Origin of the sequence: Nostoc favosum CHAB5714 (assembly GCF_020829495.1) — a bacterium.
GTDB lineage: Bacteria > Cyanobacteriota > Cyanobacteriia > Cyanobacteriales > Nostocaceae > Nostoc > Nostoc favosum.
The window spans coordinates 156,590-181,610 of the sequence record NZ_JAIVFQ010000006.1 but is presented as its reverse complement, the minus strand read 5'-3'; the positions used below and the strand labels follow the sequence as shown (position 1 = coordinate 181,610).

The 25,021-nt window shown below is 42.4% G+C and carries 16 protein-coding genes and 1 pseudogene; 6 read left to right on the top strand and 11 right to left on the bottom strand.

Annotated elements, in window-relative coordinates:
- Positions 1 to 179: 179 nt before the first annotated feature.
- Positions 180 to 1,244, top strand: a complete 1,065-nt coding sequence (locus LC586_RS07175) for a retropepsin-like aspartic protease family protein (RefSeq protein WP_229483898.1) — start codon at positions 180 to 182, stop codon at positions 1,242 to 1,244.
- Here LC586_RS07175 and trpD read toward each other — a convergent pair.
- Both trpD and LC586_RS07165 read right to left on the bottom strand, forming a co-directional pair.
- Positions 1,174 to 2,241 (bottom strand): anthranilate phosphoribosyltransferase, encoded by a 1,068-nt coding sequence (gene trpD / locus LC586_RS07170; protein ID WP_229483897.1) that lies wholly within the window; start codon positions 2,239 to 2,241, stop codon positions 1,174 to 1,176. The two genes, LC586_RS07175 and trpD, sit on opposite strands and share 71 nt — an antisense overlap.
- 80 nt (positions 2,242 to 2,321) lie before the next feature.
- Positions 2,322 to 3,203 carry a DNA adenine methylase gene (locus tag LC586_RS07165; protein WP_229483896.1) on the bottom strand — a complete coding sequence of 294 codons (882 nt, stop codon included), beginning with the start codon at positions 3,201 to 3,203 and terminating at the stop codon, positions 2,322 to 2,324.
- Positions 3,204 to 3,534: 331 nt separating this feature from the next.
- Here LC586_RS07165 and LC586_RS07160 point away from each other — a divergent pair, with 331 nt between their 5' ends.
- Positions 3,535 to 3,714: a CAB/ELIP/HLIP family chlorophyll-binding protein gene (locus tag LC586_RS07160; RefSeq protein WP_104907792.1), complete on the top strand. Its 180-nt coding sequence runs from the start codon at positions 3,535 to 3,537 to the stop codon at positions 3,712 to 3,714.
- Positions 3,715 to 3,816: 102 nt separating this feature from the next.
- Here the strand turns inward: LC586_RS07160 and LC586_RS07155 are convergent, their stop codons facing one another.
- The 6 genes from LC586_RS07155 to LC586_RS07130 all read right to left on the bottom strand — a co-directional run bounded on the left by LC586_RS07155 (position 3,817) and on the right by LC586_RS07130 (position 13,031).
- The gene (locus LC586_RS07155; RefSeq protein ID WP_229483895.1) at positions 3,817 to 4,908 is read right to left on the bottom strand and encodes a hypothetical protein; all 1,092 of its coding nucleotides are present in this window, start codon (positions 4,906 to 4,908) and stop codon (positions 3,817 to 3,819) included.
- Between the two features lie 219 nt (positions 4,909 to 5,127).
- Positions 5,128 to 8,103: an acetate and sugar kinases/Hsc70/actin family protein gene (locus LC586_RS07150; protein WP_229483894.1), complete on the bottom strand. Its 2,976-nt coding sequence runs from the start codon at positions 8,101 to 8,103 to the stop codon at positions 5,128 to 5,130.
- 218 nt (positions 8,104 to 8,321) lie between these two features.
- Positions 8,322 to 8,597 (bottom strand): hypothetical protein, encoded by a 276-nt coding sequence (locus LC586_RS07145; RefSeq protein ID WP_229483893.1) that lies wholly within the window; start codon positions 8,595 to 8,597, stop codon positions 8,322 to 8,324.
- A gap of 56 nt (positions 8,598 to 8,653) precedes the next feature.
- Positions 8,654 to 9,538 carry an Rpn family recombination-promoting nuclease/putative transposase gene (locus tag LC586_RS07140; protein ID WP_229483892.1) on the bottom strand — a complete coding sequence of 295 codons (885 nt, stop codon included), beginning with the start codon at positions 9,536 to 9,538 and terminating at the stop codon, positions 8,654 to 8,656.
- 53 nt (positions 9,539 to 9,591) lie between these two features.
- Positions 9,592 to 12,132 carry a P-loop NTPase family protein gene (locus LC586_RS07135; RefSeq protein ID WP_229483891.1) on the bottom strand — a complete coding sequence of 847 codons (2,541 nt, stop codon included), beginning with the start codon at positions 12,130 to 12,132 and terminating at the stop codon, positions 9,592 to 9,594.
- Positions 12,133 to 12,683: 551 nt separating this feature from the next.
- Entirely contained in the window at positions 12,684 to 13,031 is a 348-nt protein-coding gene (locus tag LC586_RS07130) for a hypothetical protein (RefSeq protein ID WP_229483890.1), read from the bottom strand.
- A gap of 458 nt (positions 13,032 to 13,489) precedes the next feature.
- On the opposite strand from LC586_RS07130, the gene LC586_RS07125 reads away from it, so the two are divergent.
- Positions 13,490 to 14,212: a cyclase family protein gene (locus tag LC586_RS07125; protein WP_229483889.1), complete on the top strand. Its 723-nt coding sequence runs from the start codon at positions 13,490 to 13,492 to the stop codon at positions 14,210 to 14,212.
- A gap of 882 nt (positions 14,213 to 15,094) precedes the next feature.
- A pseudogene (locus LC586_RS07120) lies at positions 15,095 to 15,433 on the top strand (hypothetical protein); the annotation flags it as partial.
- 180 nt (positions 15,434 to 15,613) lie between these two features.
- On the opposite strand, the gene LC586_RS42540 reads toward LC586_RS07120, so the two are convergent.
- Positions 15,614 to 15,688, bottom strand: a complete 75-nt coding sequence (locus tag LC586_RS42540) for a sigma-70 factor domain-containing protein (RefSeq protein WP_229483907.1) — start codon at positions 15,686 to 15,688, stop codon at positions 15,614 to 15,616.
- A 147-nt stretch (positions 15,689 to 15,835) separates the two neighbouring features.
- On the opposite strand from LC586_RS42540, the gene LC586_RS07110 reads away from it, so the two are divergent.
- Both LC586_RS07110 and LC586_RS07105 read left to right on the top strand, forming a co-directional pair.
- Complete coding sequence (locus tag LC586_RS07110) at positions 15,836 to 16,036, top strand: hypothetical protein (protein ID WP_229483888.1); 201 nt, start codon at positions 15,836 to 15,838, stop codon at positions 16,034 to 16,036.
- Positions 16,037 to 16,499: 463 nt separating this feature from the next.
- Positions 16,500 to 19,763, top strand: a complete 3,264-nt coding sequence (locus tag LC586_RS07105) for a beta strand repeat-containing protein (RefSeq protein ID WP_229483887.1) — start codon at positions 16,500 to 16,502, stop codon at positions 19,761 to 19,763.
- 149 nt (positions 19,764 to 19,912) lie between these two features.
- Here LC586_RS07105 and LC586_RS07100 read toward each other — a convergent pair whose 3' ends face one another.
- A complete protein-coding gene (locus LC586_RS07100) occupies positions 19,913 to 20,194 on the bottom strand; it encodes a peptidase (protein WP_229483886.1) in 282 nt (93 codons plus the stop codon).
- Positions 20,195 to 20,304: 110 nt separating this feature from the next.
- Entirely contained in the window at positions 20,305 to 24,999 is a 4,695-nt protein-coding gene (locus LC586_RS07095; RefSeq protein ID WP_229483885.1) for a GAF domain-containing protein, read from the bottom strand.
- Between the last annotated feature and the right edge of the window lie 22 nt (positions 25,000 to 25,021).

The following is a 25,021-nucleotide window of genomic DNA, read 5'->3' as shown; positions in this document are numbered from 1 at the left end:
TAGAAGTAGCAAAAGCAGATATTGTACCAGGCACGCTTTCTACCGATGCGTTCGATTCTACACAAGGCACAGTGATCACGAATGACGACACAATCATTGATCCTATTAAGAGGATGTTTTAAAAGGGAATTAAATTAGCGGGAGTGGCTTTGGCAAAGCTTGGGCGGTTAAAATTAATTATGCTTCAGTCTTTTTTATCCCGTGCAACCCTAATTTTTCTATCAAGCGCTCTAGCGGTTTTGTGTGTTGCCTGTAGTGAAGACCAACGGAACACTGCGACTGGTGACAATAAGCAACCCGCGCCAATTGGGGAGCAGGCATCAATACAGCCTGCCGTCGAACCAACAACACCAGCAGTTACCCCTACCCCAGAAGCACAGCCGTTAGAGCCGCTAGAGCCGTCTGAAAGTGAACCAAGTCTTTTTGAGATGGGGCTAGACAAAGCCGTTGGCGCTTGGAGTATCAGCCAATCTGCTCAATCTCCAGGTGATTGGGCTTTGGTGGCGAATCAGTACCAGGATGCGATCGCGCTGATGCAAAGAGTCCGGCGACAAAGCCCAGAATTTGCGATCGCTCAAACCAAAATTACTGAATATCGCCGCCAAATTAAATATGCTCAACAGCAAGCTAATCCTCGCCCTGTGCGCGTTGCCGAACCGAAGAGGATAGTTGTTGTGGTTCCCCAGACAATAACCACACCAAAGTATACCTCACCTCTATCGCCTCCACAAGAAATAAACCCGTTACCGCCAAAACCAGCTTTGCCCTCATCAGCAGTGGTGATTCCAGATCAGGAAGTATTTACAGCCCCGATTAAAAGGCGAATTGGTGGAACGCCAATTGTTGAAGTTACCTTTAATGGCCAGCAACAATTTGACATGATTGTGGATACGGGAGCCAGTGGCACTGTAATTACCCAAGAGATGGCCAATACCTTGGGAATAGTGCCAGTGGGGAAAGCTAAGGCAAATACCGCGAGTTCCAGAGCTGTAGAATTTCCTGTGGGCTATGTTAATTCGATGGCAGTTGGTGGGGTAATAGTGAATAGAGTAGCAGTAGCGATCGCAGGTACGGAACTAGAAACTGGACTTTTAGGACATGACTTTTTTGGTAACTACGATGTCACCATCAAACGTAATGTAGTAGAATTTCGTCCGCAATTGCGATCGCAAATCAATTCCCCAGAAACTCAACTAACTGCTCCAACTTCGTCCAAGCGGCCCCGCTTTGTAGGATATCCTTAGCGATTTTAATCCCTTGGGCGTGATCGAGGAGTGCGATCGTACCCGCTACTTGCAGCGCCAATGACGCATTCAAGGCTACTGCATCCTGTTGTGCCTGAGTTCCCTTACCTTGGAGTACCGCCTTGAGAATCACCGCATTCTCTTGGACATCTCCACCCCGAAGCATACCTATGGAAGCAGGTGTTAGATCCAAATCTAGGGGATTAATCGTAGTTAACTGCACTTCTTTGTCTGATAACACCGCCAAGTCAGTTAAATCTCCTAACCCAGCCTCATCAAGTTTTTCTCGCCCGTGCAGCACAATTGCCTTTTCCTTGCCCAAATTCTGTAAAGCTTCGGCAACAGTTGCCAAAAGCTTAGGAGTATATAAGCCCACTACCTGCCCAGTTGGACGCAAGGGATTTACTAGCGGCCCGAGCAAATTAAAAATTGTTCGCACTTTCAAAGTCCGCCGTAATGAGGCAACCGCCTTGAGTGCTGGATGCCAACCAGGGGCAAACAAGAAAGTGATCCCGACTTCTTGTAGTGCTGCTTGTACTTTTTCACTAGAGGCACTCAAGTTTACACCCAAGGCTTCCAATACATCTGCACTTCCCGTGAGACTTGAGGCTGAACGATTGCCGTGTTTGGCAACAGGTATACCAGATGCTGCGGCGACAAATGCAACGGCTGTAGAAATATTAAAGGTTGATGATCCATCTCCACCAGTGCCACAGGTATCTATTACAGTGGTAAGTGCTGATTTATGAGCGCTGAGTGGGGAACATTGAGATTGTAATACTTCAGCCATGCCGGTCAACTCGTCGGCAGAAATGCCTCTAAAGTTCAGCGCTGTTAAAATAGCCCCTGATAACTCTGGGGGAACCGCTTCATTGAGCCATCCTTGCATCAATTCAGCAGCTTGAGTATGGGACAAGGATTGGCCATCTATTAATTGTTGCAGCAGGAGATACCAGCTAGCAGAGGATTCTTGAGCAGGGATTGGGGAAGTTATCATAGCTAAGGTTTGTATGTTGTAGCTATATTGAGAGCTATGGGGTTATCCTACCGGAAAATTGGAAGCTATCAAAGTTAGGTTTAAATCTCAAGGCTTAATTGCAAAGCTGGATTAGCAAGATTCTGAACTTGTGATTTTTTCTCCAAATAAAGTTTAACTTCGTAGTTAGTAATGAATAACTCTTTTCCTTTAGCCGCACCACTCTGCTTATAGTTATTCATCCCATACTGTAATTCCCACTCTGAGATATTAGCCCATTGAAAATTGTCTCGAATGTGCAGTGAGTTATCGTAGGTAATTAGCCAGCGATGATGACATTGTTGCAAAAGTTCAGCAAATCTCTGATGTTCAAAAGAAGTGTGCAAGTTACCGTCTTTACCATATAGCTTTGATTTAGTAGCACTAAAATATGGTGGATCTAAAAATAAAAATACATCTTCACCTTCTGATTTTAATAGGTGGCTGTAATCCAAATTAGTAATTTGTACATTTTTGTCCAGAATATATTCTAGTTTTTCTAATCGCTCTATTGAAGAATCAGTAAAGCGTTTATGAAAAGCTTCTTGGGAAAAGCCACCTGATTCTACAGTTCCTGAAAAAGTAATTCTATTGAGTACGAAAAACCGAACTGCTCTTTCTAAATCAGATAAATTATTGACATCTACACTAGTTAATTCTGTAAAGAGTAACTTACCGTCTGTATATTTGACTTTAATATGTCGAATTTCTTTAACTAACTGATCTATATCAGATTGGGCAAACTTCCAGAATAAGAAGAGTTCGCGGTTTAAATCGTTAATCCAAATCTTGATATCAGGGAACTTTTGCCTTAAATAAATAAATACAGAACCACCACCCACAAAAGGTTCTCGAAATTCCCAAAAGCTTTCTGGCAAGTATTCGACTATCTGATTAATTGCTTTTGACTTACCACCAGGATATCGGAGAGGACTTTTGATCATAACCAAAAATTATAAGGATTAAAAATTACTAGCAAATTTTTTTTAATATTTCTCTTTGCCATAGTTTAGTTCAGCATTGGCTATTAAAGCATAGAAATGACCAAGCAAGAGTTAATTTCCTCCTGAATGGCTACAATTTTCTGAAGTAATTGGCTGTTGGGGCGTAGCTTGCCCTCGTAGGCGATCGCAAACCTACTATCATAAAACTACGCACCCGTAATATCTCTGGCTGAATTTTATATCGAGTTTATATTGCATTCTCGTAAAAATCTGTTACATTACTTTACAGGCAGTTATAACTGTTACAACGTAAAAGCTCGGAGTATTATTTATGGCAAACGTTAAGAAGACTACGCCTTCGGTTTCAGAAGATCCTAATGCTTTGCGCTGGGGCTTCACTCCTCAGAGCGAAAACTGGAACGGTCGTTTTGCAATGATTGGTTTTTTATCTGCCGTTGCACTTGAAGTGTTTTCTGGTCAAGGGATTTTACACTTCTGGGGCATTTTATAAATTTAAACGTTTTTACCTTCATTAGATTATGAGGCAAGGCGGGGATTCGCAAAATCTTCTGCCTTGCCTCATAATCTCAGGAATTAGAAAACTCGCTAACAACTAACGTGATGAGCGAAATATTACACGGCCTGGAGATTCTTCCTGATTAATTCGCGCATATACTCGAAGACAAGTTAAGACTTCGCCAGGAATACCACCACAGTCTAGTTGTAAGTCATCCTTGGATGAAGCACAGATATCTGCATAAAGTCCCGATAATTGGCGAATTCGCACTTCATTACCTGCATTAATAGCTTCATCAGCGACTTTCTTCAGGATGCGCCGTGATTCATGTTGTAGCTTTCCCCACCAAGAATAGCGTTCAGCCGGTGGTACAAATACTAGGGAATGTATAGCTTCGTCCATGTCAATCCAAGCACGGAGAATTGACAGGGGATCAGTGTTTTTCTCAGCTTTTTGGGTGCGTTGGAAGCGATCGCTTAAAGCATCAATATATTGATCGCGCTGTTCTGCTTTGGAGTGTAAGGAAATGACATCGAAGCTAAAAACGCTCTTTAAAGCATGATGTAAATCTGGGTCTATTTCGATAAAATTCATATATAAAAATAGGAATGCTGCTGGTAAATCGGAAGCATTACCTTGGGGAATTTGAGAATTTGAAAGTGCTTGTTGATATAAGCTCAATCCCTGAGTTTGAACAGTACCACTAAGACCGGGGTAGATAATTTCATCGCGGATAAAGGGAAGTTGATAGAGGTTAGAATTATCTGCGATCGCACCAACTTCTTGGGCTAAATCTAGGGTGCGCTGTCGCCAAGTTGCAGCCAAATCCTCTGGTACTCGCAGCAGTTTGCGTTGAATCTCATTCCACAAATCAGAGTCCGTTGTGCTTTGCAGTTGGGAATTACCCAGATAATAACTTAGTTCTGAGTCAGAATCAAAAGCTTCCCGGAGGTGACTTAGTTTTAAATCATCTGGTGCATCTTCCCAACCAGTATTTTGCTGTGGGGGTGCAGGTTGCAACAGGTTATGAAGTTCTTGCAGCACCTCATCGCATATTTTAGATCCTGGATCTAGTGGTAATTCTGTGCAAGCCTGATTTAAAGTAGCCTCTAGTCCATACAAACTAAACCGCAGTAATTGGGCTAACTCTGAGTTTTCTATCTCTAATAATTGACGCAAGTGCTGCATGAATCTCACCTCCAAATATTACTTGTATGTGATTCGTAGCGAATTAACTTGGCAAACCTCCGCGCCCCTACCCTACGGGAAGGCGAAGCGCCTATGCGTTTACTTTGCGCCCCTACCCTGCGGGAAGGCGAAGCGCCTATGCGTTTAAAAATCTTAATTTTTTCAACGCAGAGGAACGCAAAGGTTAGCGCAGAGGAACGCAAAGGTTTAATGCAAGAGTTAATGTATACCGCAAAATGGATCGCGTTCTTTATCAACTTCGTTGGGCTGCAATTCTAATTCAGCAAGATAAACGCATCCTTCTTCTTTTAGGCATTCTTGACTGTTTGATGTCCAGTAAGGGACTTCACCGGCGTGCATCCGTAGAATACCTTGATCGTCGAGAGTTACACGATATTGGCAAGGATAATCTGTTGTCACATCTGGTTTGCTGAGTGCGCCAATTCTTATCCATTTTTTGCTGTTGGTTTCGGCATCTATTTGATAAATATAGAAGGTGTGCTGGCCAGTTTGCGGGAATGGAGGCAAGGGATTACTAATTAATCCGGTTCCTGGTTCCGTCACACCATCGCGCAGATAGTGAAATTTTTGGAACAACTTACTACCATCATTCCCTACTTCAAATACAAGATGATAGGCATCTGGTTGATCAACAGTCGCAGACTCAAGAACATTGATGGCAATATCACCATCATTCAAGTCTTTATTGAAGCGTTCCACAGCAATATTCCAGTCCAATTTACCATCAGCAAATAGCGCTGAAGTTTCTGAAACTACCGATTCCAAATCAATGCCAGGAATGTCAATTAAATAATGCGGATTTCCCTGACAAAGCAATACACTAAATTCAAGGGTTTGGTCAATCTCAAACTGAACTTTAATTTTTCTCAAAAACTCTGCTTCTTGCATTCCCAGTTTATTCATGAGGTTTTTGCCGTCGAAGCTACCCCATAGTCGTAAATCTCCATCCTCGTAGTCTTGACGGTAAATAATATTAGTTAATTGGATTCCTTGCCATGCAGTACGAACTTTGGCAACAGTTTCCGAAGGTGCTAGTTGATAGAGTTCTTGTCCAGCCTTGAATATGGTTAGTAAATCGTTACTTTGAGTTTTGCGTTTGAAGTTGCAGGGTAAATAATAAAACAGATTTTTGACATCAATTTCTAGCTGGTTGGCTCCCTTACGCAGCAAGCTTTTAGACTCTTCTGGATCGAATCTTAATCTTCGCAGTTTCTCGGCATAGCAAGCACCGGCGGAGGTGGCTAATTTGGTAAATTCCAGCACAAAGGTAATTCGTTCTGGATTCCACACAAAATATGGAGATTTACTAAATTCTTGGTAGATTTGGCGCTGCACTATGTCTAAATTACAAGTTTTTCCAGACAAAATTAACCAATCAACTTTTTGGGAATTCCAAGAATCTTTGGTGATATCATCGGGACGCAAGCGACTTTCCATTAATCCTTTAGCAATACCGATCGCTTCTTTAATTCCAGAAGCGGCGGCTCGTTCAAATTGCTGATTATCTAGGGTAATGCAAATGCTATTTGGGTCGTTGACTTGCAATTTCACGGCGCTTTGGGTGAGCAGTTCGGAAATTTGTTGTTCAGAAAGTGTGAAGGTTAATAGAGAATTATCTGCTGCTGGCTTTTGCCCAAGTTTAAGTTTAGCTGCTTCCGCATGATCCCAGAGGATATAAAAAGATTGTAAACGTTGGGGCGCTTGTTGCCAACGGGTAGGTAATACTTTCTCGGCGGTATCTAGAGCATCTTTGTAAGCAATATCGCCTTCTGGATTCTCTTTATCTAAACATTTTAAAAGACTGCCAGTTTTGAATTTGCCTTGTTCTAAGAAGCGCTCGTTTAACTCTGAGTTAATTAAATCTTCTAGCTTTTCGCTTTCTATATCACCTGTTGTTACTGCTGTCAATAAAAAATCTGCGATCGCAACTTTTAATAATCTAAAAATTCGCAGTGTAATTAACTCGCCGCCTAACTGTAAATGACCAGATGAACCTAATAGTTTGGGAGTGAGTTTATAGTAACGTCCTCCTAAACCTCGGTCTTCATAATCTGCAAAAGTAGGAGTTTTATCTTCTAAAGTCAGTTCAATTAAAGCTAAGTCTGTGGTTCCCCCGCCAATATCCAAGACGAGAACATTTTGTGACCATTTGTTTCCTGCTTGGCGACAACGAGTTTTGAATGACTCGATGCCAATGTTGAGATTACCACCAAATTCTCGCCATAAAAAGAATATCGCCACAGAAACGGCTTCATCATAAGCAGTTTGCACATCATCGATCCCCAACTGCTCAACTAATTCCTTAACTTCCTTGCGAACAACTGGTGGGGCGACAGTGGGGTAGGTGACAACTGCTGTTAAAAAATCTCCCTCCGAAAACCTGCGTTGTGCGCGTTGGCGGTAATCTTCAGTTAACTCGATTAAATGCGCCCAAGCTGATTGGATTAGTTGGTTAGCGGTAATTAATTCTTCTTCACCATCTAAAATAACTGGAAACAAACGATCCTGACCAAAATAGCGTTTGGGTGAATGGTGAAACCTGCTGATAATTTCCTTTAAAGAACTGCTTGTACCTTGAGCGATCGCTTTTTTTCGGTTATCTCTAGCTTCCCTTCCCATTCGCAGTTTTAAGTCGCTTAAGTGCGAAATTTCTGACTCGCTGGGGATTTCCGTATCGCGGCGATCAATATCCAGCACAACTGGAATCAGATTTTGCGACTCTAGGGTAGGGACGCGGAATACCTCATGATAGATTTGGTAAAGTTTTTTGCTGACAGCACGGCGGAATCTCTCGCTGTTTCCTAAAGAAAGTTCAATTTGGCGAATTGCTTCTAAAAATCGCTCTTTATTGTCACTTTCAAAGACTTCACTCAATCGGCTGGGTTCTATCTCCAGGTTTCTGCTAATTTCTGCAATAAACTTTTCCCAATCATCAGCACTGACATCTGGTAAAGCCACTGAGGCGGGAGAACTTAGCCATTGTGATAAGCGATCGCGCAACCGCATTTCCTGTTCTTTGGGTAGAATTTCTGCGATCGGTACTTCAATTGGATCGAAAAGTGTAACTGTGGAATTCGATGTACCAAAATCTAAAGCAAACCATCCTGGAAATCTTTTTTGTTGTTTCTCGCTTGGTTCTTGATCGCTATATTTGTTGAGTTGAAAAGGGTTCATTATAGTATCACTTTCTGTTGTTTGTTTTATACCTGGCTAAAAACTGTAATGTTGTATCATAAAATTACAAATTTAGAGAATCTTTGGTCTTGTACCGCTGATTCTCTTTAGCACTGGCTTTTTTATTTGGCGCGATATCTACGTTGGGCTACGCTTTTATATAAAAGGGCGTAGGCGTAGCCCAAACTAGGCGATCGCTATGAAAATTGCAGCAGTTACTAAGTTGATGTTGAAGATTCTTGCTCATTTGCAAGTCTTACTTGTTCAACTTCTTCGATAGTTAAATGAAGTAGCCTCGCAACCTCTTCTATCGAAATACCATAAGCTAAACACCGAGGTATAAGTTCAAGTTTTGCTAATTCTCGTCCTTGTTGTATTCCTTCTTGTATTCCTTGCTGTAGTCCTTTTTCTCGTATTTCTTCTAGTGCTTGTTTTAGTCCTTCTTCTTTAGCTTCTCGATAAACCCTAGTTTCTTGTAACTTAATTTCAAACATTGCCTCTACCTCTTCACGGCTTAAGTTTACAAATTTATAACCAGTAATTGTTGTGATTACTCAGCTGCAAGTCTTACTTGTTCGATGGTTAAATTAAGTAATTGGGCAACCTCTTGCATCGACATACCAAGAGCTAAGAACTGAGGGACAACTTCAAGTTTTGCTTGTTCTCGTCCTTGTTCTAGTCCTTGTTGTAATCCTTGTTGTAATCCTCGCTGTAGTCCTTGTTCTAGTCCTTGTTGTAATCCTTGTTGTAATCCTCGCTGTAGTCCTTGTTCTAGCCCTTCTTGTTTAGCTTCTTGATAAACCCTAGTTTCTTCTAACTTAACTCCTAACATAGCCTCTACCTCTTCACGACTTAAGTTGGCAAATTTATAAACAGTGATCGTTGTGATTACATCTATTATCTCCTCCTTAGCTAAAACAGTTATCTGCTCTTGTTGCACCCGCTCAATTAAACGTTTCGCTTCTTGCACCATTTGAGTATCTGAGGCAATAGTTAACTGCATCAAACTAATACCTACTTTTTGCTCATCAGGACTACCTAACTCATCTAAATAAATCCGTTGTACTTGGGAACTGTTCAGTAGCGATCTGTGAATAGTAGTGTTTTCCGGTTCCAAACTGCGAGACTGTAAAATAATTACTCCGTACCAGTCATCGTAAAGCGATGGGTTACGATACATATACAGCATAGATTCTGAGAAAAACCGATGGTACAGTAACTCATCTTTTTGGAATTGTACCTCAGCAAAAAAGATCATCTGAGATGTTGCATCAGGTGGAGGTAAAAATACCCCATCAATCCGAAATGTTGGTTCTTTAACTTCAACTGATTCAAAGCGATAGCTAGCAGCTTCGGGTGGTGGCTGTTCTACTAACTCGAAAAATAATCCTGGGACACGCTTGAAAATTGCATAAAAAATCGCATCACGTCTCACAAATACATCCTCATAAACCTACCCGATCGCAATCAGTCACTTTCTGAGTTAGCTTATCTCAAATCATCTAAGTAAGAAACAGCAGCAAGTTCTGAAATAATCTGCAACCAAGTAGGAATCGCTATCTCAGATGGCAATTCTCCAGCCGCCAAATATCTCAGCAAAGTTTCTTTTTTTGAAAGGTTTTGCAAACTAGGAATAATTTGATCCAAAATACCTTCAAGTTCGGAATTTATTTGCTGATTAACTTCGCTAACATACTGCACAAGATGGAGGCTGGCGCTAGCAGTGATTTCATCTCGCAGCCGCAATACTAAAAGTTGATGATTGCTCGATCTAGGTAAACCTTGGCTTTTTTCTGGTGCCCAGTCAAAGATTTGACCAACGTTGTGTTTCTCGTCTTGACGCGCTAGGGGAAAGATGATTTCGGGCGCAACGGTTTTGTTTTTACTAGTGATTTCAGAGATAATTGCTTCTTTCCATTCGTTAGGATCGCATCCTAGTAATAATTTGTAAAAGAGATCGGCATCTTCAAAACCAAATTTTTCTTCGATTTCTTGCTCCATATCTGGATGGAAAAATGCCTGCAATTGTTCGCGTTCTGGGGCTACATAATTTGACAATTGATTCAACAAATCTACCACTGCTTGATGGATGCGATCGCGGGCAAAATCTTCTACTTCTTTAACGGTTTTCTCAAAGACTGGATAAAAATCGTCACTCTTAGTTGGAAGAGAACTATTGACACGATTTCCCCGATCAAATAATTTCCCGGCTGCACCTTTAGATTCTGCCAGAGCGATCGCTCCATTGTTGGCTTTGTTAAAGAGTAAAGTCCACTGGTTCCAATTCAGTATTCTAAAAGTGAGTTCGTCTTTTACTACATCGCTGACGACAACACCGCGCCGATCTTTGAGTGGTTCTTTCCCTAAATCTTTTTGAAAATTCCTATAGATTTTATCCAAGCTTTCGACCACAAAGCGCAACTCGATAAAGGCGGGACTATCGCCTGTAGGGATACCTTGCTCGTGAATTTCATCTATGATGTCCTTCAAGTGATCTTGTTGCTGACTCACCACATCAGCCGATCTCCGAGTATCTTCATACAGTTGCTTTAGACCATGAGTCGCTACGTGGGTTTGAATCAATTCCCGCAGCTTACTAAGTCCCCCATCTTGACTAAAGTAACCTAGCTGTCTGCCCAAATAACTGCGGGGATCAGCGTCTAACAACCGTTCACTTAATAGCTCCCATTTGTCTTGTAGCCGTTTAGACCGATCTAGATAATCAGGATAGTCTAAGTTAGCCAAAAACTCTGTTGAGCCTGCTTTCACAGTACTAGAACGTTTTGCCAATTCAGCTAGTCCCAACAGTGGCGACAGTAAAACGATGCGGTCTTTTTGAGTTGTAAACGCTTCTGCACCGTCAATGGTAGTTTGCAGAACTTTGAGTTTTTGGAAAACGGTTTCTTCTTGTAAATGGCTATCTTCAATCAGTTGGTCAAGTTCTCTTTCACCACCTTCACTGTCTAGGGGTAGTTGATCGAAGCGACCCACACCTACGAGAATTAAATCTTTCAGGTCTTGTCCCGGTCGCTGCTGCTGCATCATAGTGAAGATTTTATTCGCGCGATCGCTCCCAGGAGATTTACCATTTAGCAATACCAAAATTGTTTGTACTTCTGCCAATTCTCGCAGTGACAAAAAGGTATCCCTAGCCCCCGAATTAGCAGCCCCTAATCCCGGAAAGTCAATGAGAATAAATTTGGCTGCGCCTGTAAAATCCCAAATTTCCCGTGAGATTTTCACATCGATATCTACGCGGCGGATCAGTGGGAAGCTGTTTTGTAATAACTTCGTTGGTAGCCTCTGGGGTGGACTCGGTAATCGGATATGCGCTGGAGGTAAATCTTCAAATTTCAGAGTTTGGATTGCCATTGGCTGTTCGACTAGCTGTAGCCCTTCGCGGGCGGTGGTAGCATCAATCTGGTAACGCCCACCACACATAACTTCCCCATAAGCTTGATAAGCCCGCAGGAATAATACCAACTCTCGGAGTAAATAACGTAGCTCTAAATTGTTACTGCTATTCCATGCTTCTTCACACCAGCCAATAATATCTGTGCCAGAGTTGAGTTTCGATACTGGTATAGGAGGAAGCCCTGCTGCTGTTGTTCGTTTATTGGCCTCTCCTAGCATGAAGCGTAGACACTCATGTACTCCTTCATGAGAAAGATAATTTACAGTAAAATTACTTAATTGTGTAGTGGCAAAGTCATCTTGCGGTATGATGTGTATGGCGGTAACATTACCTGTAGTAGGGTTTTCGCTGACCGGCAAAGCATCAGCATATCCAATTAGACTGCCTAAAAGTAAAGTTTTCCCACTACTGAATTCCCCCATCACACCAATTTTGACAGGTGAAGTTGCAAGGTCTACAGTTTTCTGGGCAGCTGACCGCAGACGCAGGAGACAGTCATCAAGACTAGCTGGAACCCAATCTTCTTGTTTTGAAGGGTACTGGGGCACAGAATCTATCTTTCGGAGGATGAATTCGCCGTACTCCTTAAAACGGCCCAGTTTATCTGGTTCCATAAAGTAGTTTCCGCCTAACATTAATTTCTGTGAGCTTTATAACATATAAAATGCGATTACCAGCCATTGTTGCAACGTGTTGATATTACATTTAGCATTTCTCTCATTTAATTTGCGATTTTCGTATGAGGCGTTTTGAACGGTCAAGACAATTTTGAGAAATCGGGTTTGAATTGGAAAATTGAAGAAGAATTTAGAAGTCAGAATTCAGGAGCCACAATGAAGAAAGTAGAGTTTTATACCACAATTTGACTAGAGACTCCTTAATATAGATGTCGGTATTAAACCCTTTTATACCCTTTATTTTCACAGGATGTCCAAAAAGTCTTAGGTGAATATAATTCGCTACTACATTAGCATTGTCTACCTACGCGGAAAACATAAAAAATTAAAAATTACGCCTAATGTGAATTAAAGAGGTTGAGACTGGAAAGTGAGAACATTAATGCCAAAATGTCGGCGAAGCAACAAACGTAGTGTGTGAGATGCAATTTTGGCAGCAATATGTACACAAAAGCCGTCAACAGTTTTGTTGAGTAAGCGTTCTTTCCTTACGACCAGTATGCGTGAATTTCGTGAAAAACACCTTCTACACGCTGGCGAACACGACTAATAAAACGCTTCAAATCATCAGAATGTTGAAGATGCTGGTTCTCGCGGGTGAGTGTCCAGATGCGATAAAAGCGTGCGACGAGCGTAGGCGAAGCCCGCCGTAGGCATCGCGGGAAGAGCCAATCGGCAGAAATAAATCCTTTGTCTGCGTAAATATGACTATATTTAACAGTCTCTAAGACACCCTCAGCAGCAATTCTCTCATCGACAAAGATTGTTGTGATTAACGTTCCAAAGTCTATGCTAGTCATGGGGGAAGTCTGAGTTGAAAAGCTGGTAACTTTCATCTTCTTACTTCTCCCGCCTTTTTTCCTAATTCACATTAGGCGTCAATTAGTTACCAAATTGTTGTCAAAAAACATGGCGGACAAATTCAGTGTATTTCAGCACCAGGAGAAGGTGCCGAGTTTGCGATCGTGATTCCATTCAAGCAGCAACCCGATTCGTAGATATTATATAAATTTAATCAAAATTTAATCAAAAGTTAATCTATTGGTTGTTAACTAAGATTAATTCACTTTTTGCTGCAACATTTGAACCCCCCCAACAACCTGAAATTTACAGGAATTGGGGGATTATTTCTTCTAATACAGGGAAGTAGGACTAGAAATGTTGCAGTTGAATCGTTTAAAAAACGTTGTAATGGTAGTATTATCTTTGCGTAGGTGTAGCCCCAATACCATTCGGTTCAGGATATTTCTTGGTTGAGGCAGTTCGGGAAGAGAAGCAGGGGGAGAGAAGAATTATGATACAACCCCAAAGTCAAAATAGTATCACCTATACACGCGTTATCCACTTAAGTCATGTAATTGACATAGATATTCCCCAATGGTCTGGCGACCCTCCAGTAGAATTTGAAACTGTGGCTGAACTGAATAATGATAGCTATTACCTGCGACGTTTCTCCTTGGGGGAACATAGCGCTACTCATATCAACGCCCCTAACAGTTTTCATAGTTATGCTGTGGGAATTGACCAATACCCCGCCCAGTCTTTGGTTGTACCTGCGGTGGTCATAGATATTCGCCAAGCCACAGCAGTTAATCCTGATTATGCCCTGACTATTGCTGATGTTCTGGCTTGGGAAGAACAATACGGTGAAATTTCTGGCGGCTGCGTAGTTATACTGAATACTGGTTGGCAAAAAAAGTGGTTTGATAAAAGTGCATTCCTAAATCATGATTCTCAAGGAATTGCCCACTTTCCAGGCTTTGGCAGCGATGCGACTCAATTATTACTGGATGAACGGCAAATAGTAGGGGTAGGAATTGATACTCATGGTGTAGACCCCGGACAGGATAACAGTTTTGCTATTAACCACTTGGTGTTGGAGAAACCGCGCATTGTATTGGAAAATCTCACCAATTTGGATCAATTGCCACCTAAAGGTACTACTCTAGCGATCGGCATTCTCAGGTTGCGTGGTGGTTCTGGTTCTCCTGTGGGGGTGTTAGCGTTCGTGCCTTAATTTTTATATCGATATTTCTATCTCACGCCAATTTTCTAAACTTGAGGATAACCTAGAAAGCAAGCAAACTTAGTACACAAGTTTCAGTGGATCATCAGCCGGAGATTTTCAAGATGACAACTCCGCTATCTTGCCGCAATTATATAGACGGTCAATGGTTGAGTGCTGTAGGGATAGATTTCTCGTAGGGGCATGGCAATGCCATGCCCTTACCAACGTATTTGTATCATTATTACACCGAAATCGTATAACCCTTATTAATAGGAACTTTCGCAACAAGGAAATCTAAATGACACGCATCGGAATGCGAAATTTGTAGTATCCCCTTGACACTATGTAATATATAAATTACATTTGTAATATCTAGGACTTACGCACTGTACAAATGCATTCTGATGTGCATTAACGAGCTTGAGGAAGTTTTCAGGCTTTTCTTAATTATCCTGCGATCGTAAATAGACCATGCTGTAGGGGCACAGCAATGCTGTGCCCTTACGAAAGATATGGTTTTTAACCTTGACTCATATTTGGTATTTTTTGTCAATGCGTAAGTTCTAATATCAAGAAAAAAGCCTCCTCAAAAGGCAAAACTAAAACCTCTCGGAACCTGGACAATTGCATAGATGCTAGTTTTTAGGGATTAGTTTAGCAACTTCCTTCAGCAGTACCCAGTTTTGGGGCCGCGATTGGTGTTCGACTGCTCCGAAGCCAACAAACGGACGGTTGCAGGATTCGGGTTCAATTCCCGACGGCTCCATTTGCTTTGACTTCTATTGAAGGTTGCAATAACCTCAATTAGAGCATCGCAATCATGCTTTCCTTGGGTCTGTAGCTCTAACGGTAGAGATCCCGGATGTCACTTGTGCCCTAACAGAAAAAGCTTACACGATCGCAATTGGTGCAATCAAGCAACTCACACCAGTTGTATTGGTGGCGTTAATCAACAGCATGTCTCCACAAGAAGCGATCAACAACCTCAAGTCTCTCCAGACTAGGAGTGCAATGGCTCACCCAGAAGTCAAGAAGCTGATTGACTCCAAGTTGGAAGAAGCTTCTAAGAGTGGGCGTGTCTCAGCATTCAAAGCACAGATTGCAACAGACGCAGCAGATTTTGACGCAGACACCGTTGCTCGACTGGAAAAGGTGACAAACGAGCAGGTGAAGCGGCGCGGTGCGATCGCTCGTGCAACCGACTTACTGGTGGACAAGTCTGGTTCAATGTGGAGTGAAGCAATCGCAAGATATTGGATTGCCTCACTACGCTACCGCTTCATACCCTTCGGGAACGCCAGGGGCGAACGCAATGACAAACACCTTCGTGCAAAATTGGGATGCTCCCGATGAATTGGCGTTTTAAACCATTGAAAACTCGTTCCAAATTGAGCAAAATTATCCCATGATTCAGCAACGCCAATTAATCTCTTGCTCATGATTTAATAAAGGTATACGTCCAATCTCGCGCAGATAAGTACGCACTGAATCAGCAGCAGATAAAGGTTTATCATTTTCATTACTTCCTTCTAAATTTTCTGGTTGTTGTCACATATAATTATTTCGCCACACTAATATTTTTTAAGTTAAGAGCTTGATGTGACAGGAGCTTGTCAAAGAATTGAAAAAGTTATGTCTGTCCAAATTCCAGCGGATTTCAACGAAGAGGCAGTTCTTGGTGGGGGCACAAAGCTTGGGGAAAGAGGGTTTTCCGATTTTTGCACAGATTATGAACAGTGCTATCGTGAGCGAACAGTCAACAATCTCCACAAAAGGGCACAGCAATTGGGTTTTGAGCTTATTCCCCAACCCCAAGCAAATGCGGTTTCTTAGAGAAGGATAAGCCATTGCACAGGGCGCTCAACTTTGTTTGCAGCGATGCCTACGGCGGCAAGCTACGCTGCACTGCACCAAGGACAATCCCCTGCCCCATCCCGACACTGTTCAATAGCTTTAAAAGCTGTAGTGCTTATACTGCAAAGCTTATAGCTATGATCCGTATTATGGTGAGGCGACTGGCTTAATTTTTGACTCCCTAAAACTTTTCAAACATCCTCTAAGAAGAAACCATTCTTCGGCTCTTGCATAATTCCTCAATTAACCTCTGTTAAATGCAAGAGCGTTGGCTCAATAACACTCCTAAACCGAAACCAAAACTTGAAGTGAGTCGCAAAATTAGCGCAGTAAAATATGCCGAAAGCATCACCCTTGAGGCGAATTTTTGTGCCCGAAAATAGCGCTTATAGCAAATTGACAACTGAAGTTACTGAAAAAATTGATTTAAATAGTAAAAGTTATGGCAAATATAATTGGAACCAAGGGTAATGATACGCTAGTCGGCAGCGAGTTAGCGGACACGATTAATGGTCTTGCAGGCAACGATACCATCACAGCTACTAATGGCAACGACACTTTGACTGGTGGTGGCGGCAAGGATAAGTTTAAATTCGTTGACGTGTTCAACGGCACTGATACCATCACCGATTTCGGTGGCGTCGGTAAAGGAACAAACCCAACAGCAGCAGTCACTGCGGAAGTGGACACCCTAAAATTCGAGGGCTATGACTTCTTTCGTGCCGAAAATTTGCTGCTTACCCAGAATGGCAGCAATTTGGAAATTGCGTTTGAAGGGGTAGGTGAACCCATAGTCATTCTGCAAAACTTCAAATTAGAAAACTTGGAGAACCAGAAAGCAACTGGTGCAACACCAGCTCTTGGCAATATCCTGTTTAATGGGCAAACTAGTATCACCGACAGCTTTGATGTCTTTGATGCCAACTCCACTGAAACTAAGCTGGGCATCAAAAACACGGTAACTTTCCTCAATGACCTATCCAACAACATTACGGGAAAAGATGACTCAGATGATGTTGTTAATGGTCAGGGCGGTAATGACAAAATCGACGGCAAAAGTGGCAGCGACTTACTGCGGGGTGGTACGGGAAATGATACTCTCATTGGTGGTGCAGGGAAAGATACCCTAATTGGTAGTACGGGCAATAACTCCCTGGTTGGTGGTACTGGTGACGATGTATTGAATGCTGAGGATTCAACAGGCAATAGCACCCTTAACGGTGGTGCTGGTAAAGATTACTTGAGTGTTGAGGGTTCAACAGGCAATAACCTGCTTTCTGGTGGGGATGGCAATGACAGCTTTTCTTTGAGGGCTTCATCTACTGCCCCCTCTTTCTTAGTAACTCAAACAGTAGATGGAGGTATTGGTGATGATTTTTTACAAGCTTATTATACCAATGCTACGGGGAGAATGACTTCGACATTCAATGCAACCACTAACATTGGTTCGATTACAGCAGGCACGAATCGGGTTAACTACAAAAATATAGAACGATTAGAGATCAGAGGTACAACCTACGATGACTTGATTGTGGGGACTAATGGCAACGATTATCTTTTTGGCGGCAGTAGTGGAAATGATCCAAGTTATGGTAATGATACGATTTTTGGCGGTGAAGGTTACGATTACTTGAGTGTTGATTATTCAACAAGCAATAACATCCTGAATGGTGGTGTTGGTAACGATCAATTGAGTGCTACCTCTTCAACAGGTAATAACCTGCTCTCTGGGGACGATGGCAATGATAATCTCTCCACTTCTGGGACTCACATCGACTACGACGGGGGAAATACCAATGCCGCCTCTGGCAATAACACCCTCAACGGTGGTGCTGGTGATGATAACTTAAGTGCTGACTATTCAACAGGCGATAACCTGTTGTTTGGAGGCGATGGCAATGATTCTCTTAGTGCCTCTAGCTACGCTTCTGACAGGTACGGATTTGACACCTCTGGCAATAACACCCTCGACGGTGGTGCTGGTGACGATACTTTAATTGCTAACTATTCAACAGGCGATAACCTGTTGTTTGGAGGCGATGGCAATGATTCTCTCTTTGTCTCTAGCTACTACGACTACTCTGGAAGGTTTGATGGCGCGTTTGGCAATAACCTACTATCTGGAGGGGATGGCAATGATTCCTTCTCTTTGGTTCTATATACTTTCCCCTCTGACTTAGTAACTCAAACAGTAGATGGAGGGACAGGTGACGATTTATTGGAAGTCTCGTGTATCTATACTACTGGGGGAATTACTTCGACATTCGATGCTGCTACTAAGACTGGCTCGATAACAGCAGGCAAGAATCAGGTTAGTTACAAGAATATCGAACAATTAAATATCTCAGGTACAGAGTACGATGACTTGATTGTGGGGAGCAATGGCAATGATAAAATAGATGGGAGCGTTAGTGGAAAAGATACAATAGATGGGGGCGCTGGTGACGATTACTTATCGTTCTCTTACTATAGTGCAACCCAGAGCATCACTTCGACATTCGATGTTGCTACTAACACTGGCTCGATAACAGCAGGCACGAGTCACGTTACTTACAAGAATATCGAAGGATTAAATATTTATGCTACAGACTACGACGACTTGATTGTGGGGAGCAATGGCAACGATTCGCTCCACGGGGGCAATAGCGGCAACGATACCATCGATGGAGGGATAGGTGACGATTTGTTGTCGTTGTATAACTATACTACTAGCGACGGAATTACTTCGACATTCGATGCTGCTACTAACACTGGCAGGGTAACAGCAGGCACGAGTCACGTTAATTACAAGAATATCGAACAATTAAATATCTCATGTACAGAGTACGATGACTTGATTGTGGGGAGCAATGGTAACGATACGATAAATGGCGCAGGTGGGAATAATACGATTTTTGGCGGTGCAGGTAAAGATTACTTGAGTGCTTACTATTCAAATGGTAATAATCTGCTCTTTGGCGACGATGGAAATGATTCTCTTAATACCTCTGGTGACTACAACGACTATCGAGGCGAGTTTTATCTTGATGCTGTCTCTGGCAATAACACCCTCAATGGTGGCGCTGGTGATGATAACTTAGTAACTAACTATTCATCAGGCAATAACCTACTCTCTGGGGGCGATGGGAATGATTCTCTTAATGCCTCTGGTTCAGCCTCTTTATACTCCTCATACGGAGTTTATACTGTCTCTGGTAATAACACGCTCGACGGTGGTGCAGGTAACGATCGCTTAATTGTTGACTATTCAACAGGCGATAATCTCCTCTCTGGTGGCGATGGCAATGATTCTCTTACAGCTTCTGGTGCGTCTGGTAAGAACACACTCACAGGTGGTAATGGCAATGATACCCTCACAGGTGGCAAAGGTAATGATAGCCTAATTGGAGGAGCTGGTACTGACACCTTTGCTTTCAATAGTTTCAATGAAGGTATTGATACTATTTATGACTTCAACGCGACTAATGAACTGATTCAGATATCGGCTGCTGGCTTTGGTGGCGGGTTCTCATCAGGTACACTTGAGACAAGTCAGTTGACCCTCGGAACATCTGCAACTACTAGCGAAGAGCGATTTATCTACAACAGCGCTACTGGTGGATTGTTCTTTGACCTTGATGGCAGTGCGTCTGGGTTTACTCAGGTACAATTTGCACAATTATCTGCTGGATTATCAGTAACCGAAAAGAATTTTGTGGTTGTTTAATCTTTATTAGCGCTCTGCTATTACCAAGCGATACAGTTTGCGAGGTGCTATTTTTAGCATCTCTCAAACGATAGTGCTCAATGCAAGTCATTGGCTTTGAAACTCAGCTTGTGTACAACACTTTCCTTGAAATGTGCTGTATGTCTTTTCTAATCCTTCTCGGATTTTGGCCTTTTTCTACCAAACAAACTAGTCATACTTAATCCAGTAACCAACAATCCCAATAGTCCTACTCCGTTCAAAATCGGGTAGATTCCTTGTAAACCAAATATTTCACCACGATGAATCGAAAGCAGTAGACTACGCCCTACTCCCAGGTTAGCTGACCACTCACCTACCAGCGTAGCTGCAATTCCAGTTAACAATGTTACAGCAAGCGGTAAAGCCAAAATAATCGCCAGAGTCCGGTGGTACTTGCGAAATGAACGCATTATCCAAAATCTCCAATGGAAACAAACTATAGTACTTTGCTACTTGTTCAAAGCCAGATATAAAGACTACACGGGTGCATCAAGGCTGTTTTTGTATGTTAGTTACGGGTTTATACTCGATCATTTTTGATTGGTAACAAGGTGCGATTTGTTACCTGGTTTCTGATTAAAAAATCTTGAATGCAGTTAACAAATTCTTTTAACTCTAAAATTAAGTTAGTAGTATCTCTAAGGTCTTGATGGTAAGCCAATCGTTCTAGTTTGTCCGCTGCTAGGTACATAGCTGTGGCTCCAATGTTGGTACTAGCACCTTTAAGGTGATGAGCTTCTCGCGCAATTTGCCCAAAGTCATGAGATGCGATCGCTGCTTTAATTATCTCTAAACGGGGTTTTATATCTTCAACGCATACAAGCAATAGATTTAATTCAAATTCTGTGTCATTTCCCGATATTCGATGCAAGTGTTCCCAATCAATTGCTAAACCAGTGGTAACTGTCTGCTCATATACAACTGCCTGTTGTTTTGAAAAGATCACACTTGTCCAATGCTCTAGGGTTGCAGCCAATTTTTCTTTAAACACTGGCTTAGTCAGATAGTCATCCATTCCGGCATTGAGACACATTTCTCGATCTTCTTTCATCGCATTAGCGGTCATCGCAATCACTACAGGACGACGACGTAGAGCAAAAGTATCCTCTTGCCAACGATGAATTTCTTTTGTGGTTTCTAAACCGTCGAGAATTGGCATTTGGCAATCCATTAGAATCAAATCGTAAGGAATTTTTTCTAATAGCTCCAAAACTTCCTTGCCATTAGCAACGACATCGGCTTTGTAGCCCAAACTATCGAGTTGCTTCAAGGCTACTTTTTGATTCACCAAATTATCTTCAGCTAAGAGAATTCTTAACTTGAATTTAGCAGCGGGGTTAGGGGAAGAGGAGGTAAGAATGCCTGAATCTGGACTCTGGATTTCTTGAGTAGGCTTTAGCAAAGAGCCTTTAGCCCCTTGTTCTGATTCCGACTGAGTTTCTAAAATATTCATAATGGCATCGAGGAGTCGTGATGGCTTAATGGGTTTGACCAAATAAGCAGCAAATCCGATTTTGAGCGCCTGCTGCACTTCATCCCGTTGATTAGTAGAGGTGAGCATAATCAAAGGTATTTCAGCAATTGCAGAATTGGCTTTAATTTGTTCTTCTATTGTCATGTCATTTTTTATATCAACCAAGGCAACATCATAAGATTTCCCCTGCTCATAAGCTTTCTGAATAACTTTCAGGGCAGCAGCAATACTATCAGCTTTATCTACCTCCATTCCCCAATGACTGGCTTGATGGGAGATAATTTTGTAATTAGTAGCGTTGTTATCCACCAATAACAAGCGGCGATTGTTCAAAAGTCCGCGTTCGCATTTTGGCAAAACAGGCTCAACAAGCTTTGTAAAAAGCACCTCAAACCAAAACTTAGATCCTTTCTCCATCTGACTTTCTACCCCAATCACTCCTCCCATCAAGGTCACCAGTTGTTTACAGATGGCTAATCCCAAACCGGTACCACCATACTTGCGAGTGGTCGAAGCATCCACTTGGGTAAATGGCATAAAGAGTTTGCGTTGATCTTCGGGGCTAATGCCAAGACCTGTATCTGTGATGGCAAAATGAATGGTGGCTGTAGTAGAGGTAAGCGATCGCAATTCGGCTTGCACTAATACTTCGCCAGCGCTGGTGAACTTGATAGCGTTGCTGATTAAATTCATGAGAATTTGCCGCAGCCTACCAGCATCTCCTTTGATCTGGGTGGGGACGTTATGCTCAATCAGTGCGGCAATTTCTAATCCCTTGTTATGGGCTGAGGGAGCCAATAATTCCACTACTTCTTCCAGACAAATGGATAGGTCAAAATCTAGAGTTTCGAGAGCCATCTCTCCAGCCTCAAGTTTGGAAAGATCCAAAATCTCGTTGATTAAACTTAAAAGGGCGTCTCCACTACTACGAATTATTTCAATAAAATCTCGCTGTTCTGGGTCTAAGGGAGTATCTAATACCAAACTGGTCATTCCCAATACAGCGTTCATCGGAGTACGAATTTCATGACTTATATTTGCCAAAAAGGCACTTTTAGCATGAGAAGCTAATTCGGCTTGGCGACGGGCAATTTCAAGTTCTTGTCGCTGACGAGTTTCTGCTGCTAATAGTTGGGCTTGGGCTAAGGCAATACCTACTTGGTCGGCTATTTGCCGCAAAAGATGAGTTTCAAAGCTAGACCACTGGTGGGAATCGTCACACTGATGAACTATGAGCAAACCACGAAGTTCTTCTTTGACAAGAATAGGCACAACCAAATTGACTTTGACCCCAAAATGTTGGATTAATTCTAGATGGTTTTGTTCGACTTCTGGTAGATCGAAGTTAGCTAGCCCTAAAATCTGTCCTTGACGGTACTGCTGTAGATAGTACTGCTGTAGATATTCGGCTCGAAAGTAGGGGGCGCTGATGTTTTGCTCTTTAATTGTTGGTAAGCCAGAAACTACTGCTTCAATAACGGTGGGTGCAGATTCATCTGGCAAAAGCTGATAGATCAAAACTCGGTCAGTCTGGAGAATTTTTTGTACCTCCTCGACAGTGATTTGCAGAATTTCTTTGATTTGCAAAGACTGGCGAATCTTAAGGGTGATTTCGGTAAATAATTGCGATCGCAAGTTTTGCCGTTGTATTTCTTCTTCAGCCTGTTTACGCTGGATAAATTGCCCCACTTGCTCACCGATAGAATTCATCGTTTTGATCAAATCTTGGTCAGGCGGTTGGATCTCACAGTTAAAGCAGGTAATTACACCAAGAATTTTGTGACCGCTGCGGATCGGAAAACCAAAAGCTGCGTGTAGTTGTACTTCAGCGCTGATTTTGAAGCGGGAGAAACTGAGTTCTTTAACGATATCAGCGATCCAAACAGGTTCAGAACTAGCCCAAACCCGGCCAGGTAGTCCAATTCCTGGTGCAAAGGTGGTTTGCCGATTCAGTGCTTCAAACTCTTGCACCTCAAAGGATGCTTTATGCCACATATCGAGAAAACGCAGCACATTTGCTTGTTTATCCACCATCCAAATTTCACCCAAATCCCATGCCAAACTCTCGCAGATACCTTGCAGGGTTTGGCGAGTAGCTTCGCTAATCGTGGCGGACTCTGCTAAAACGCGAGTTGCAACATATTGAGCAGTCAGATGCTGTTGTGCGCGTAAGCGTTTGCGAAGCTCGTCGGAGACATGGGTGATGTCAATACCAGTGGCAACAATGTATTCCACTGATCCTTCATAGTCTTTTAAGAAGGTATTCGACCAGGCAATCAGTCGGCGGCTGCCATCCTTCATTACCCAATAGTTTTCGTGTTCTAGGAAGCCTCTACCAGTTAGCAATTGCTCAAAAACTGCTTTGACTGACTCTACCTCTTCAGGAAGTAAGAACAAGTTCCAGAAATACCTACCCCTCACCTCATCGAAGGAGTAACCTGTTGTTTGCTCACAAGCTTGATTGAAGCGAACAATTTGCCCTTGGGAGTCGGCAACTACTACTAAGGCGCTGGCTGTATCCAGGACTGCTGAGATAAAGTTGCGTTCTTGGTTTAAGGCTTCTTCTGTTCTCTTGCGCTCAATGACCTGACGATAGATGAAGTAGTAGACTACAGCAAGAACGATAAAACTCAGGCAGATGGCGATCGCAAGTGTCAGAATTGTGTTGCGACTCCTGGCTTTTCTTGCTTGTGACTGCTGTTGGAGTCGTCCCCTTTCCTCGTTTTCCATCTCATTGATCGCCTTGCGGATATCATCCATGAGATTTTGTTGATCATTTCTCACTAGTACTTGCAATGCCGCCTCCAATCCCTTGTTTTGGCGCAAGTCAATAGTCTGTTTTAGTTGAGTAAATTTAGCCGTTATTAGAAATTCAAGGGTTGCAATTTGCTTTTGTTGATTCGTTTGATCTGCTGTTAACCTCTTGATCTTGGCAATTTCTTGATCGACGTTAGCAAGTGCTGCTTGATAAGGTTTGAGATAAATTTGTTTTCCAGTGAAGATGTAACCACTTTGTCTAGTCTCAACATCCTTGAGGTGGGACAGTAGTTTTTCTAGACTGTTGATTTTTTCATAAGTGTTTTTTACTATACTGCGATTATTAGTAGATACTTTTGTATTTTGATAAGAAACCACACCAATCAAAACTAAAATTGCCGATGCTAAACCAAAACCTGCTGCAATCTTTTTGAAAAATTGCTTGCGTACCTTCTGCGCCTGCTTGCTTTTCTTGGTTACAAGTACCAAACTTGCTAAATTTCGCCGTAATTCCAGTTGCTTGATGACTTGACGACCTAAAGTTCGTAATGCCTCCACTTGTTCTGGTGTAAGTTCTCGTGGTACGTAGTCAATTACACATAGGGTTCCTAGTGCATATCCCTCAGGATTAGTCAGAGGTACACCAGCATAAAACCGAATCTTTGGGCCAGATGTTACCAGTGGGTTGGTGGCGAACCTTTCGTCATCTGTTGCATCAGGCACAATAAAAACATCAGGCTGTAGAATAGCATGGGCACAGAATGCAAAATCTCGATGTGTTTCTAGGGCATCTAAACCGACTTTTGACTTGAACCACTGACGATTTGTATCAATTAAGCTAATTAAAGCAATGGGAGTCTGACAAATATACGAGGCTAAACGGGTGAGGTCGTCAAAAGCGGCTTCAGATGGGGTGTCGAGAATCTTATACTCCAAAAGCGTCTCGATTCTCTGTGCTTCGTTATCAGGTAATGGTGCTTTCATCCTTGAGCCTTATCTACATTCT